The sequence below is a fragment of the Ectopseudomonas khazarica genome (assembly GCF_017915135.1).
Classification (GTDB): Bacteria; Pseudomonadota; Gammaproteobacteria; order Pseudomonadales; family Pseudomonadaceae; genus Aquipseudomonas; species Aquipseudomonas khazarica.
In genome coordinates this window covers 5,208,226-5,220,444 of the sequence record NZ_CP068551.1, presented here as the reverse complement: position 1 = coordinate 5,220,444, position 12,219 = coordinate 5,208,226, and the positions used below count along the sequence as shown (strand labels likewise).

Here is a 12,219-nt window from a genome sequence, read left to right as displayed (position 1 = left end):
GGGGCCTCACTGCTTGTCGGTCAGGTTCTTGCCGATCATGCGGATCAGCACGATGGCGGCGATATTGGCGATGACCACCGCGATCAGCCCGCCCGCCGAGGCCATGCCGACGTCGAACTGCAGCAGGGCCTGGTTGTAGATCAGGTAGGCGAGGTTGGTCGACTCGTAGCCGGGACCACCGCTGGTGGTGGTGTAGATCTCGGCGAACACCGAGAGCAGGAAGATGGTCTCGATCATCACCACCACGGCAATCGGCCGCGCCAGATGCGGCAGGGTCAGGTGCCAGAAGATGGCGAGCGGGCCGGCGCCGTCGAGGCGCGCGGCCTCCTTCTGCTCCTGGTCCAGCGACTGCATGGCGGTCATCAGGATCAGGATGGCGAACGGCAGCCACTGCCAGGACACGATCAGGATGATCGAGAACAGCGGATAGTGCGCCAGCCAGTCCACCGGCTGGGCGCCGAAGAATTGCCAGACGGCGGCGAGAATCCCCGACACCGGATGGAAGATCAGGTTCTTCCACAGCAGCGCGCTGACCGTGGGCATGATGAAGAACGGCGAGATCAGCAGCACCCGTGCGATGCCGCGACCGAAAAATTCGCTGGCCTCCAGCAGGGCGGAGATGAGCACGCCGAGCACCACGCTGATCAGCAGCACGCTGCCCACCAGCAGCAGGGTATTGCCGGCACCGGAGAGGAAGGCGGCGTCAGTGACGAAGTACTCGAAGTTCTCCAGGCCGACGAAATCGTTCTCGCCGGGGTACAGCAGGTTGTAGCGGATCAGCGAGAAATAGACGGTCATGCCCAGCGGCACGATCATCCAGATCAGCAGCAGGAGCACCGAAGGGCTGACCAGGAACCAGCCGGGTGCCAGGCGCCGAGGCTTGCGCCCACCCGGCGTGCTGAGCTGGGCAGCAGGTGTGTCGATGGCCGGAGAATTCATCATGCCTCCGAGGGCGGGATAGGGGGTGAGGTAGGGCGGGTGGCGTTGCGTCGGGTGGGGTGGGCGCCCGGTGGAGCAGCGACGCGACGCCGACTCTTGCCTGCTCGGGTGGCGCGCCGCGCTTCACCTGCGACGGCGCTGACCCACACCGGGACGCTGCGCGTGGCTTACTTCGGGTATCCCGCGCGCTTCATTTCCCGCGCCGTGCTCTGCTGCGCGGCCTGCAGGGCCTGCTCCGGCTGCATCTGGCCGGTCAGCGCGGCGGCGAACAGCTTGCCGACACTGGTGCCGATGGCCTGGAACTCGGGAATGGTCACCAGCTGAATACCCACGTAGGGCACGGGCTTGGCGCTGGGGTTGGCCGGGTCGGCCTGCTTCAGCGAATCCAGGGTGACCTTGGCGAACGGCGCCGCTTGCATGTAGGCATCGCTGTAGGTCGAGGCACGGGTGCCAGGCGGTACGTTGGCCACACCGTCGGTGTCGGCCACCAGCTTGGCGTAGGCCTGCGAAGTGGCCCAGGCACTGAAGGTCTTGGCGGCAGCCTTGGACTTGGAGCTGGTGGGAATCGCCAGTGCCCAGGAGTACAGCCAGGAAGCACCCTTGTCGGTGACCTGGGTCGGCGCGAAGGTGAAGCCCACCGCGTCGCTGACCTTGCTCTGCGACGGGTCGGTGACGAACGAGCCGGCCACGCTGGCGTCGACCCACTGCGCGCACTTGCCACTGTTGAACAGAGCCAGGTTTTCGTTGAAACCGTTGCTCGAGGCGCCCGGCGGGCCGTACTTCTTCATGTTGTCGACGTAGAAGTTCAGCGCGTTCTTCCATTCGCTGCCGGTGAATTCCGGCTGCCATTGCTCATCGAACCAGCGCGCACCGTAGGCATTGGCCAGGGTGGTGATCAGCGCCATGTTCTCGCCCCAGCCGGCCTTGCCGCGCAGGCACAGGCCGTAGACGCCCTGCTCCGGCTGGTGCAGCTTGCCGGCGAACTCGGCGAGCTGTGCCCAGGTCGGCTGCTCCGGCATCTGCAGGCCGGCCTGCTCGAACAGGTCCTTGCGGTAATAGGTGATCGAGGCTTCGGCGTAGAACGGCAGGGCGTACAGCGTGCCCTTGGCCGACAGGCCTTCACGCACCGAGGGGAACACGTCGTCGAGGTGATAGTCGGCTGGCAGATCGGTCATCGGCTCCAGCCAGCCTTTTTCGCCCCACAGTGCGGCTTCGTACATGCCGATGGTGAGGACGTCGAACTGGCCGCCCTGGGTGGCGATGTCGGTGGTCAGGCGCTGGCGCAGCACGTTCTCTTCGAGCACCACCCACTTGAGCTTGATGTCCGGGTTCTGTTCTTCGAAGGTCTTCGACAGGCGCTGCATGCGGATCATGTCGCTGTTGTTGACCGTGGCGATGGTCAGGGTTTCGGCGCCCTGGGCGACGACGGTGAGGGACAGGCAAGAGGCTGCAACGAGGGCTTTGATCGAGTTGTTCATGCTTGTGAACTCCTCTCCCGCGCCGGCACGGCTACGGAAGAACGTTATTGTTTTTGTTTCGCTCGGCCCGGATTACACCCCCGCTGGGCCGCGCGGACAAATCCTTGAGCGCACAATGGCCGATACTTTTTTGCACTCGATAGGCAATGCTCAACCCGCCTGGCGAGCAGCGGAACTGCCTGGGATGAGGGGCTGTGGCGATATCGGGGGACAGGAGCGCTGCCGATTCAGTACAGGTTTTGCTCGGTCAGGCGCTGCACCGCCAGCTTGCGATAGCCGGAGGGCGTCATGCCCTTGAGTTGCTGGAAGCGGCGGTTGAAGTTGGAGATGTTGCTGAAGCCGGACTCGAAGCAGACCTCGGTCACCGGCTTGTCGCTCTTGCTCAGCAGCTCGCAGGATTTGCTCACCCGCAGGCGATTGACGAACTCGACGAAACAGCGCCCGGTGGCCTGCTTGAAGAAGCGCGAGAAGTAGGTGGGCGTCATGCCCAGGTGCTCGGCGACCTCCTCCTGGCTGATGCCCTGTGCATAGTGCTGAAAGATGTAGTCCACCGCCCGGTTGATGCGTTCGACGTGCTGTTCGTCGCCCAGCTCCGACGAGGTCACGGCCGAGAGCAGCTGGTAGTCCTCGCTGCCGGCGAGCAGCTCCATGAGGATGAAGAAGTGGCCCAGGCGCGTGATCCCACGGCTGCTGGCGATCCTGCCCAGCAGCACGGCGGCTTCGCGAATCAGCTGCGGGTCGCGGAACTCGATGCCGAACTGTGCGCGGGCGAGCAGGGGCTGCAGGGTCTTGAGTTCGGCGAACACGGCGGTGCCGCTTTCCAGCACCTCGTCGGTGAAGTTGACCAGCATGTCGCGGGTTTCCACCCGTTCGCCTTCCTCGACCTGGCTGATCCAGTTGTGCGGCAGGCCCGGCCCGGTGAGAAACAGGGTGTTGGCGGAGAAGTTGCCGATGTAGTCGCCGATGAACACCTTGCCCGAACTGGCGACGATCAGGTGCAGCTCGTACTCCTTGTGGAAATGCCAGCGCACCAGTGGCGAGGGGAAACCGTGCTGACGGTAGATCAGCGAATGGCCTTCATGGTCGTCCATCAGTTCGTAGGACGGGTCGGCTACGCGGGATGTGCGGGTCATGGGGTGCGCCGGTCAATGCCTCGGTTGACCACGTTTTAACATATCGGTGCCCGCTGCCAAGTCAGAGCAGACTCAATTGCGCACCCGGCGGGCAGAACTGCGTGCAGTCCAGCGCCACGCTGCCCCGGCGGTCCAGGCCGAACTTGCGGCGCGCCAGGCGGAAGCGCTGTTCCAGCAGGTCGGCGAACTGCCCCTCGCCACGCATGCGGCTGCCGAAGCGGCTGTCGTAGTTCCTGCCGCCCCGGCTCTGGCGGATCAGGCTCATCACATGGGCGGCGCGCTCCGGAAAGTGCACCTGCAGCCATTCCTCGAACAGGTCGGCGATTTCCAGCGGCAGGCGCAGCAACACATAGCCGGCCGAGCGGGCACCGGCATCCCGGGCGGCCTCCAGCATCGCTTCCAGTTCCATGTCGTTGATCATGGGAATCATCGGTGCGCAGAGCACGCTGACCGGCACACCCGCCTCGTGCAGCGTGCGCATGGCCCTCAGGCGCGCCGCTGGTGCTGCGGTGCGCGGTTCCATGATGCGCTTGAGCTCGTCGTCCAGGGTGGTCAGGCTGAAGGCCACGCTGACCAGGTTGTGGCTGGCCAGTTCGCCGAGCAGGTCGAGGTCGCGCAGGATCAGCGAGCCCTTGGTGATGATGTGCAGCGGGTGCTTGTAGCGCAGCAGGATTTCCAGCGCCTGGCGGGTCAGGCGCTGTTCGCGCTCGATGGGCTGGTAGGCGTCGGTGTTGATACCCAGGGCGATGGGCTGCGGCACGTAACCGGGTTTCTGCAGCTGCTCTTCGAGGCGCTCGGCCAGGTTGGTCTTGGCGATCAGGCGGGTCTCGAAGTCGATGCCCGGTGACATGTCCCAGTAGGCATGGGTCGGCCTGGCGAAGCAGTAGATGCAGCCATGCTCGCAGCCACGGTAGGGGTTCACCGAGCGATCGAAGCCGACATCCGGTGAGTTGTTGCGGGTGATGGCCGTCTTCGCCTTTTCCTTGCGCACCTCGGTGGCGCGGCTCGGCGGTGTTTCCTCCTGATACCAGCCGTCGTCCTGCTGCTCCGAACGGGTCGGTGCATAACGGTTGTGTGGGTTGCTGGCGGTACCACGGCCTCGTGGCGGCAGGCTGGCGGACATGAACGGGCTCCTGAAAATACTGTATAAAAATACAGTTATCTGGCGCCCGGGCAAGTCCCTTCTGTCGCGGCGCCGCTCAGGCGGTCGCCGGTTGCGTCCCGTCCTTGCGCTGGGCGTAGCGCTGCGCCAGTACCGCGCAGACCATCAGCTGGATCTGGTGGAAGAGCATCAGTGGCAGGATCAGCACGCCGATGGCGCCGCCGGCGAACAGCACCTGGGCCATGGGCACGCCGGTGGCCAGGCTCTTCTTCGACCCGCAGAAGAGGATGGTGATGCGGTCCTCCAGGTTGAAGCCCAGCCACTTGCCGAGCAGGTGGGTCAGCAGCAGCGCCAGGGCCAGCAGCACGCAGCAGGCGACGACCACCGCCAGCAGCGTGACCAGCGGCACCTGCTGCCAGAGGCCGCCGATCACCGCGGCGCTGAAGGCGGTGTAGACCACCAGCAGGATCGAACTCTGGTCGACGTACTTCAGCCAGTTCTTGTTCTGCGTCACCCAGCCGCCGATCCAGCGTTGGGCGATCTGGCCGAGGATGAACGGCAGCAGCAGTTGCAGGCTGATCTTGCCGATGGCGTCGAGCGTCGAGCCGTTGTCGCCGTGCACGCCCATCAGCACGGCCACCAGCAGCGGCGTGATGAAGATGCCCAGCAGGCTGGAGGCCGCCGCACTGCAGATCGCCGCCGCGACATTGCCGCGTGCCAGGGAGGTGAAGGCGATGGCCGACTGCACCGTGGCCGGCAGCGCACAGAGGTAGAGCATGCCCATGAACAGCTCGGTGCCCAGCAGCGGCTCCAGGGCAGGGCGCAGCGCCAGCCCGAGCAGCGGGAAGAGGATGAAGGTGCAGGAAAACACCAGCAGGTGCAGGCGCCAGTGACCGGCACCGGCGACGATCGCCTGGCGTGACAGCTTGGCGCCGTGCATGAAGAACAACAGGGCGATGGCCAGGTTGGTGATCCATTCGAACGCGGTGGCGACCTGGCCGCTGGCGGGCAGTAGCGTGGCGGCGAGTACCACGGCGAGCAGGGTCAGGGTGAAGTTGTCAGGCAGCAGACGGCGCAGGAACATGGCGAATCTCGGACTTGCGATACAGGAGGGCGTCAGACTATCGTCGTCGAAAATTTCCGGCTAACGCTAAAGAGCCAGCAAGTGTCGCTAAGCAGACATCCCGCTACCCTGCATCGCAGCCTGCCCGAGTTGCCCAGCCTGCCTCGGCCGCTCTATGGCCGGGTCGAGTCGCTGACCAACCGTGCGCTGACCTTCCGTCATACCCACCCCTGGGTGCAGCTGTCCTATGCCATCGCCGGGGTGCTCGAGGTGCAGACCGCTGGGGCCCGCTTCGTCGCCCCGCCGCAGCGCGCGGTGTGGGTGCCGGCAGGTGTCGAACATCAGGTTTTCAGCTCGCCTCGTACCGAGATGCGCAGCCTGTACATCGACGGTAGTGCCGTGCCCTGGGGTCCGCCCGACTGCCGTGTGCTGGCGGTCAGCCCGCTGCTGCGCGAGCTGATTCGTGGTTTCAGTGCACTGCCCGCGGAGTACGACGAGCAGGGCGCGCCGGGCCGGCTGGCCGCGGTGCTGCTGGACGAACTGCGCGCTGCCCCGGACGTCGCGCTGATGCTGCCCTTGCCGCAGGACGCACGGCTGCGCGAGGTGTGTCAGGGGTTGGAGGATGCGACGCTGCGCCAACTGGGCCTGGGCGAATGGGGCGAGCGGCTGGGGGTTTCGGAGAAAACCTTGAGTCGCCTGTTCCTGCGCGAAACGGGCCTGAGCTTTCGTATGTGGCGCCAGCGCCAACGTCTGCTCGATGCGCTTACCCCGCTGGAGCAGGGCGAGCGTGTCACCGACGTGGCTCTGGCCTGCGGGTATGACTCGCTATCGGCCTTTATCGCCGCCTTTCGCCGCCAGTTTGGCGCAACTCCTGGAGAGTTCTTTCGCGGTTGATGAGGCGCTCGATCGGCAGGCTGAGGTGGCCGCCCGCCATCGCTCGGACAGGCAATGCCGGGGTCATGGCGGCGTAACCCAGCATCGGCAGAGGCGGGAACTCCGTTTGCTGGGTTACGCGGCGCGTGACCTTCCCCGTTATTGGTGAGCGCGTGTCCGGCGCCGCTAACCCACCCTACGGCGCGAGGGACTACTCGCTGGGCTTCTTCAGCTTCGGGTTGGGGAAGAACTGCACCGCCTGCACGTTCGGATCGGCCGCCTTGGGCTTCAGGCCGCTGACGTTGACCCGCGTGGGCAGTTCCCTGGGCACCGAGTTGCCACGGGCGTCGAGGGTGTCGGCGTAGCCGCACTTGACGCACTCGCGGTGCGGCACGCCATCGACGTTCCACATCTTGATGCTGTCGGTCTCGCTGCACGCCGGGCACACGGCGCCGGCAATGAAGCGTTTCGGCGTGCTGTTCACAGGCGCATCGCTCATGCGGCCTCCTGGCTCAGGCCGAGGTGACGCAGCAGGGCGTCGATGCTCGGTTCGCGGCCACGGAAGTCGACGAACAGCACCATCGGCGCCTGCGAGCCGCCACGGGCGAGGATGGCCTCGCGGAAGGCGCTGCCGGTGGCGCTGTTGAACACGCCTTCTTCCTCGAACTTGGAGAAGGCATCGGCACTGAGCACTTCGGCCCACTTGTAGCTGTAGTAACCGGCTGCGTAGCCGCCGGCGAAGATGTGCGCGAAACCATTGGCGAAGCGGTTGTAGGCCGGTGGTCGCATCACCGAGACCTCGCTGCGCACGCCTTCGAGCACGTCCAGCACGCTGCGGCCGTCGCCGTGGGTGGCATGCAGCTCGAAGTCGAACAGGGAGAACTCCAGCTGGCGCACCATCATCAGCCCGGACTGGAAATTCTTCGCCGCCAGCATCTTGTCCAGCATGGCCTGTGGCAGCGCTTCGCCGGTTTCATGGTGGCCGGAGATCAGCGCCAGGCCTTCCGGCTCCCAGCACCAGTTCTCCATGAACTGGCTGGGCAGCTCGACCGCATCCCAGGCGACGCCGTTGATGCCCGAGGCGCCGGCGTGCTCGACGCGGGTCAGCAGGTGGTGCAGGCCGTGGCCGAATTCGTGGAACAGGGTGGTGACTTCGTCGTGGGTCAGCAGCGCCGGCTTGCCGCCGACCGGCGGGGTGAAGTTGCACACCAGGTTGGCGACCGGGGCGATCAGCTTGCCGGAGGCATCACGCCGCTTGTCGCGGGCGCCATCCATCCAGGCGCCGCCGCGCTTGTTGGCGCGGGCGTAGAGGTCGAAGAAGAAACGCCCGACGTGCTCGCCGTGTTCGCTGATCTCGAACAGGCGCACGTCCGGGTGCCAGGTGTCGAAGTCGTGCAGCTCGCGGATCTGGATGCCGTAGAGCTTCTGCACGATGGCGAACAGGCCGTTGAGCACCTTGTCCACCGGGAACCAGGCGCGCACTTCCTCCTGGGAGATGCTGTAGCGCTGCTGGCGCAGCTTCTCGCTGTAGTAGCCGACGTCCCAGCTTTGCAGGTCGCAGAGGCCCTGCTCGGCGGCGAAGGCCTTGAGCTCGGCCAGGTCCTGCTCGGCGAAGGGCTTGCTGCGCACCGCCAGGTCACGCAGGAAGCTCAGCACCTGATCGGTCGACTCCGCCATCTTGCTGGCCAGGCTCAGCTCGCTGTAGTGGGCGAAGCCGAGCAGGCGGGCCAGCTCCTGGCGCAGGTCGAGAATCTCGCTCATCAGCGGACCGTTGTCGTTCTGCCCGGCGTTCGGACCCTGGTCGGAGGCGCGGGTGCAGTAGGCGGCGTACACCTCTTCGCGCAGGGCGCGGTCGTCGGCGTAGGTCATCACGGCGTAGTAGCTGGGGAACTCCAGGGTGATCAGCCAGCCGTCCAGGCCCTTGGCCTGAGCCGCCTGCTGCATCTGCGCCTTGGCCGAATCGGTCAGGCCGACCAGCAGCGCTTCATCGGTCACCTGCTTGGTCCAGGCCTGGGTAGCGTCGAGCAGCTGGTTGGAGAACCTGCTGGTCAGCTCGGACAGACGCATCTGGATTTCACCGTAGCGCTTCTGCTGTTCGGCCGGCAGGTCGATACCCGACAGGCGGAAGTCACGCAGGGCGTGCTCGAGGATGGTCGTCTGCGCCACGTCGAAAGTGGCCGCCTGCGGGCTCTGCGACAGCGCTTCGTAGGCCTGGAACAGCGGCTTGTTCTGGCCCATCTCGGTCCAGTATTCCGACAGTTTGGGCAGGCAGGCCTCGTAGGCAGCGCGCAGTTCCGGGCTGTTGCACACGGCATTGAGGTGGCTCACCGGGCTCCAGGCGCGGCCCAGGCGCGCACCCAGCTCGTCCAGCGCCAGGACCAGGCCGTCCCAGCTCGGATTGGCCTGCTGGCGCTCGAGCAGTTCGGCGATGGCGACGCGGCTGTCGGCCAGGATCTGCTCGACGGCAGGTTCGACGTGCTCGGGTTTGATCTGCGAGTAAGGCGGCAGGTCGAAGTCTTGCAGCAGGGGATTGTTCGCGGTCACGACGAGGCACCTGTAACGAAGGGAGATTGGGTTGAGAGCGTGGCAGCGCAGCGAGGCGGCACGATAACAACCGACATGGGGGCCATATTAATTACAATCAAGCCTTCCCGCAGCCTTGGAGATTTCTATCATGGCGATTCGCAGTTACCAGCAATTCACTCCGCAGCTCGGTGAGCGGGTATTCGTCGATGCCAGCGCCGTGGTGCTGGGTGACGTCGAGATCGGTGACGACAGCTCGGTCTGGCCGATGACCGTGATCCGTGGCGACATGCACCAGATCCGCATCGGCGCGCGCACCAGCGTGCAGGATGGCAGCGTGCTGCACATCACCCATGCCGGGCCGTTCAATCCGGAGGGCTACCCGCTGATCATCGGCGACGAGGTCACCGTCGGGCACAAGGTCACCCTGCACGGCTGCACCCTGGGCAGCCGCATCCTGGTCGGCATGGGCAGCATCGTCATGGACGGCGCCGTGGTCGAGGACGAGGTGATCATCGGCGCCGGCTCCCTGGTGCCGCCGGGCAAGCGTCTGGAAAGCGGCTACCTGTACGTCGGCAGCCCGGTCAAGCAGGCACGGCCGCTGACCGACAAGGAGCGCACCTTCTTCAGCTACACGGCGGGCAACTACGTGAAGCTCAAGGACCTGCATCTGGTCGAGGGCTACTAGCCGTGAGCGATGCCGAACTGCGCATTCGTCCTCTCGAGGCCGCCGATTTCGACCAGGTCTGGCCGATCATCCGTGATGTGGTGCAGGCGCGGGAAACCTATGCCTTCGACCCGGACATGGATCGCGCCAGCGCCTGGAAAACCTGGGTCGAGCTGCCGCGTGCCACCTTCGTCGTCGAGCAGGACGGGCAGATCCTCGGCACCTACTACATCAAGGCCAACGCCGCCGGCCCCGGCGATCATGTGTGCAACTGCGGCTATATGACCGCCCCTGCCGCGCGCGGCAAGGGCGTGGCCAGCGCCATGTGCCGGCACTCGCTGCAGGTCGGCCGCGAGCTGGGCTTCAGCGCCATGCAGTTCAACAGCGTGGTGGCGAGCAACACGGTAGCCGTGGCGTTGTGGCAGAAGCTCGGCTTCGCCATCGTCGGCACCCTGCCCAAGGCCTACCGGCATGCGCGACTGGGGCTGGTGGACTGCCATGTGATGTTTCGCAGCCTGACCTGAGCCGCCCGCGCCGGGCGTGCCGACAGCACAGTTCTGCATGCGGGCGCTTTTGTCCGCCATGCAGGGTGCCGTTCAGGTGCCCTCACTCTGCTGACGGGTGGCTGCTCAGGCCGTAGGCCCCGAATGGGCCGGACGTCGAGCAGCGGGCTGTGGCGAATGAACACGTTGCTATTGCAGCCGAGCGGCTTGCTCCAGCAGTAACGACCTGATCGCCCGCAAGCAGCGCATCTCCCCGGCAAAGGTGGCACGCAGTTCCGGGCGTTCGGTTGCCAGCCCGGCATTCTCCTGTGTTGTCTGTGCCAGCAGTTCATCGGCGTGCGCGACGATGCGCGTCTGCATGCGCTGCAACTGCGCGTTGGCCGGGGAGCGCTTCAAACCCAGTACCTCTGCGGCATCGAGCAGATGCTGGCGGTCGATACGCGCCAGCTGCGACTCGCCAAGTATCGGCCAGGCCAAGGTAGTCGCCTGGGGCCAGCGATCCTGGTCGAAGGCTCGGGTTTCATAGACGGCTGTGCTCAGCAGGTCATAGAACGGTGACAACTGCTGGCCGCGAGGCCCGACCAGAAAGCTGATGTTCTTCAGGTGAGCGTCGGTATTGCCGATCAGCACGTTGAACAGCAGCCAGCTGAACAGGCGAGCACGGGCAACGGCCGGGGCGGTGGTCAGCGTCAGTAGCTGTACCAGGCGTTCGATGCTGCCGGCCTGGTACTTGAAGTGTCGATCCAGAGCGAGCATCTGGCAGGCGTCGATGCTGTGCACGCGTTGCCAGGTCGCGCCCCGTGCCTGGCGGTCGAAGCGCTCGATCAGGTAGATCGGCTGGGGCACGTACTGTCGGCTGACACTGGGCACGGCTAGGCCGACGCGCGCGGCCAGGCGCATGCAGAACCATTCGTTGATCACCGAGTGCGCGAAGGCCGGCTCGGGATGATCCGGTTTGAGGATATGCGTCGAGGGCGCGGCACCGACTGGCTCATGCAACCGGCCGTCCTCGAGTACCACGGCCAGCTTGTGCTGAGCGCCGGCCAGAGACATGCGCTTGTGGGCTTCGTGGGTCAGTGGCAGGCGTGGCATGGCTGCAATGCGTCTGGCCAGTGCTTCATGGGTCAGGGCGCGCAGCTCGCCTGCCGGCAGCGATGTGTCAGGCGGCAGCAGGGTCAGCGAGCCAGCCGATTCGGCGCCGTAGTAAGCCAGCAGGGCAAAGGCATCGCTCGCCTCGATGCGTGCGTCAGCTGCCAGCAATTGACGCTGGCCTTCCTCGGGCAGCAGGTTGTCGAAGTACCACTGCACCGGGCGTTGGCTGCTGTTGTCGACGATGATGCCCTGGGCCCGTGGCAGGTTCGGGCAGAGGTCGAAGGCGGTCCAGCCCTCCTCATAGCGGAAACTCCAGACGCCATTGTCGTCATGCAGATGCCCCACCAGGCGATCACCGATCCAGGCCAGCAGCTCGCGCTTCATGCGTCGGGTTCACCGTGCTGCGATTGCACCTCATCCGGTAAGTCGACGATCAAGCGCAGGCCGAGGCCATCAAGCACCTGGAACAACTTGCCCCACTGCACGTTCTCGCTGCCGCGCTCGACCTTGCCGAGGAAGTTTTCGCTGACGCCAATACTGCCGGCAGCGTCATCCTGACGGATGTTCTGTGCCTTGCGTGTCCGACGAATCAACTCGCCCAGTTCCGCGGCGCTCTTGAGTGTGGTTTGCATGTCAAATCCTCACGGTTGTAAGGAATCTGGCATGTAATACCCTGTTGAGCAAGAAAATCCTCATGGTTGTGAGGATTACTCGGTTCGTCGCTGCATGGCGAGCGGTAATCCTCACAATCATGAGGATTGCTCTTGAGCGGCGCCCTGAGCCTGGTGTCAGCGTCAGAGCGGTTCGCTCGGCGACCACTGTCGTTGCGCGGCAGGCTGATCGGCC

Annotated in this window: 12 protein-coding genes; 3 read left to right on the top strand and 9 right to left on the bottom strand. The window is 65.3% G+C overall.

Translation table 11 applies throughout. The annotated features are described in order from the left end of the window. Positions 1 to 6: 6 nt before the first annotated feature. The 5 genes from JLK41_RS24540 to JLK41_RS24520 form a co-directional block, all read right to left on the bottom strand. Entirely contained in the window at positions 7 to 939 is a 933-nt protein-coding gene (locus JLK41_RS24540; protein WP_037054550.1) for a carbohydrate ABC transporter permease, read from the bottom strand. Between the two features lie 167 nt (positions 940 to 1,106). After that, the gene (locus JLK41_RS24535) at positions 1,107 to 2,417 is read right to left on the bottom strand and encodes an ABC transporter substrate-binding protein (RefSeq protein WP_037054551.1); all 1,311 of its coding nucleotides are present in this window, start codon (positions 2,415 to 2,417) and stop codon (positions 1,107 to 1,109) included. 227 nt (positions 2,418 to 2,644) lie between these two features. Next, positions 2,645 to 3,550, bottom strand: coding sequence for an AraC family transcriptional regulator (locus JLK41_RS24530; RefSeq protein ID WP_134678236.1), 906 nt, complete (start codon positions 3,548 to 3,550; stop codon positions 2,645 to 2,647). Positions 3,551 to 3,611: 61 nt separating this feature from the next. Then, complete coding sequence (locus tag JLK41_RS24525; protein WP_210390033.1) at positions 3,612 to 4,673, bottom strand: PA0069 family radical SAM protein; 1,062 nt, start codon at positions 4,671 to 4,673, stop codon at positions 3,612 to 3,614. A gap of 76 nt (positions 4,674 to 4,749) precedes the next feature. Continuing rightward, the gene (locus tag JLK41_RS24520) at positions 4,750 to 5,736 is read right to left on the bottom strand and encodes a bile acid:sodium symporter family protein (protein ID WP_047585233.1); all 987 of its coding nucleotides are present in this window, start codon (positions 5,734 to 5,736) and stop codon (positions 4,750 to 4,752) included. Positions 5,737 to 5,817: 81 nt separating this feature from the next. Between JLK41_RS24520 and JLK41_RS24515 the strand changes: the two genes are divergently transcribed. Then, positions 5,818 to 6,609: an AraC family transcriptional regulator gene (locus JLK41_RS24515; RefSeq protein ID WP_150607133.1), complete on the top strand. Its 792-nt coding sequence runs from the start codon at positions 5,818 to 5,820 to the stop codon at positions 6,607 to 6,609. Positions 6,610 to 6,799: 190 nt separating this feature from the next. Here the strand turns inward: JLK41_RS24515 and JLK41_RS24510 are convergent, their stop codons facing one another. Both JLK41_RS24510 and prlC read right to left on the bottom strand, forming a co-directional pair. Next, entirely contained in the window at positions 6,800 to 7,087 is a 288-nt protein-coding gene (locus JLK41_RS24510; RefSeq protein WP_037054561.1) for a YheV family putative zinc ribbon protein, read from the bottom strand. Further along, a complete protein-coding gene (prlC, locus tag JLK41_RS24505) occupies positions 7,084 to 9,132 on the bottom strand; it encodes an oligopeptidase A (protein ID WP_175254319.1) in 2,049 nt (682 codons plus the stop codon). The genes JLK41_RS24510 and prlC overlap by 4 nt, the downstream gene beginning before the upstream one ends. Before the next feature lie 130 nt (positions 9,133 to 9,262). Here prlC and JLK41_RS24500 point away from each other — a divergent pair, with 130 nt between their 5' ends. Both JLK41_RS24500 and JLK41_RS24495 read left to right on the top strand, forming a co-directional pair. Continuing rightward, on the top strand, positions 9,263 to 9,799 hold the full coding sequence (locus tag JLK41_RS24500) for a gamma carbonic anhydrase family protein (protein WP_047585228.1): 537 nt from the start codon (positions 9,263 to 9,265) through the stop codon (positions 9,797 to 9,799). Between the two features lie 2 nt (positions 9,800 to 9,801). After that, positions 9,802 to 10,302: a GNAT family N-acetyltransferase gene (locus JLK41_RS24495; protein WP_210390032.1), complete on the top strand. Its 501-nt coding sequence runs from the start codon at positions 9,802 to 9,804 to the stop codon at positions 10,300 to 10,302. A gap of 168 nt (positions 10,303 to 10,470) precedes the next feature. On the opposite strand, the gene JLK41_RS24490 is transcribed toward JLK41_RS24495, so the two are convergent. Together JLK41_RS24490 and JLK41_RS24485 are read right to left on the bottom strand one after the other, a co-directional pair. Beyond that, positions 10,471 to 11,757: a HipA domain-containing protein gene (locus tag JLK41_RS24490; RefSeq protein WP_210390031.1), complete on the bottom strand. Its 1,287-nt coding sequence runs from the start codon at positions 11,755 to 11,757 to the stop codon at positions 10,471 to 10,473. After that, positions 11,754 to 12,005 (bottom strand): helix-turn-helix domain-containing protein, encoded by a 252-nt coding sequence (locus tag JLK41_RS24485; protein WP_150607125.1) that lies wholly within the window; start codon positions 12,003 to 12,005, stop codon positions 11,754 to 11,756. The genes JLK41_RS24490 and JLK41_RS24485 overlap by 4 nt, the downstream gene beginning before the upstream one ends. Positions 12,006 to 12,219 lie beyond the last annotated feature (214 nt).

Coding starts and splice junctions, on each gene's coding strand:
- JLK41_RS24540 (WP_037054550.1), bottom strand. CDS start 939: ATGAATTCTCCGGCCATCGACACACCTGCTGCCCAGCTCAGCACGCCG.
- JLK41_RS24535 (WP_037054551.1), bottom strand. CDS start 2,417: ATGAACAACTCGATCAAAGCCCTCGTTGCAGCCTCTTGCCTGTCCCTC.
- JLK41_RS24530 (WP_134678236.1), bottom strand. CDS start 3,550: ATGACCCGCACATCCCGCGTAGCCGACCCGTCCTACGAACTGATGGAC.
- JLK41_RS24525 (WP_210390033.1), bottom strand. CDS start 4,673: ATGTCCGCCAGCCTGCCGCCACGAGGCCGTGGTACCGCCAGCAACCCA.
- JLK41_RS24520 (WP_047585233.1), bottom strand. CDS start 5,736: ATGTTCCTGCGCCGTCTGCTGCCTGACAACTTCACCCTGACCCTGCTC.
- JLK41_RS24510 (WP_037054561.1), bottom strand. CDS start 7,087: ATGAGCGATGCGCCTGTGAACAGCACGCCGAAACGCTTCATTGCCGGC.
- JLK41_RS24500 (WP_047585228.1), top strand. CDS start 9,263: ATGGCGATTCGCAGTTACCAGCAATTCACTCCGCAGCTCGGTGAGCGG.
- JLK41_RS24490 (WP_210390031.1), bottom strand. CDS start 11,757: ATGAAGCGCGAGCTGCTGGCCTGGATCGGTGATCGCCTGGTGGGGCAT.
- JLK41_RS24485 (WP_150607125.1), bottom strand. CDS start 12,005: ATGCAAACCACACTCAAGAGCGCCGCGGAACTGGGCGAGTTGATTCGT.